1 pseudogene is annotated in these 612 nt (G+C 71.7%); it reads right to left on the reverse strand.

What is annotated here, in order from left to right:
* A pseudogene (locus CCN56_RS41495) lies at window positions 1–612 on the reverse strand (glycoside hydrolase family 65 protein); the annotation flags it as partial.

Consider the following 612-nt stretch of genomic DNA (forward strand, 5'->3'; position numbering starts at 1 on the left):
CTTCGCCCCCGCCGAGCCGCCGGAAGAGGCCCGACAGCTCGGCGGGGGCGAAGAGGTAACCGAGCATCAGCGCGTCGGCCTGCTTGGAGACCTGGTACCGGTTGACGGAGTCGCCCTCGGACTCCAGGATCCGGTCCAGCCGGCGGACGTCGCCGTAGCGGGCGCGGTAGCCGTCCCAGTCGAGTTCGGCCAGCTCCCCGTAGCCCTCGAACTGGCTGACGACGCCCCGGTGGAAGGGGACCAGCAGCCGCCGTGAGACGTCCTCCCAGCGCTCCGGCTCCGCGCGGTCCAGGCCCACCCGCTCGAACAGCTCACGGCGGCGCGGCTCGGGCAGGGTGCGGGCCATCTCCAGGGCCCGGTCGAGCACCCAGGCGGCGGTGACGTTGGTGTACGCGTTGTCGTCGATCCCGGGGCGGTCGGTGCCGGGATAGCCGTCGTGGTATTCGTCGGGCCCGACCACCCCGCGGATGCGGTACCGCCCGTGGTCCGGATCCATGACGGCGGTGTCCGCCCAGAAGCGGGCGATCTGCACCAGCATCTCCGCGCCCTTGGTGTACAGGAAGTCGGTGTCGCCGCTGGCCTGGCAGTACTGCCACACGTTGTACGCCACCG

Source organism: Streptomyces sp. NRRL B-24572 (assembly GCF_002156145.1).
In the GTDB taxonomy this organism is placed as follows: Bacteria; Actinomycetota; Actinomycetes; order Streptomycetales; family Streptomycetaceae; genus Streptomyces; species Streptomyces vietnamensis.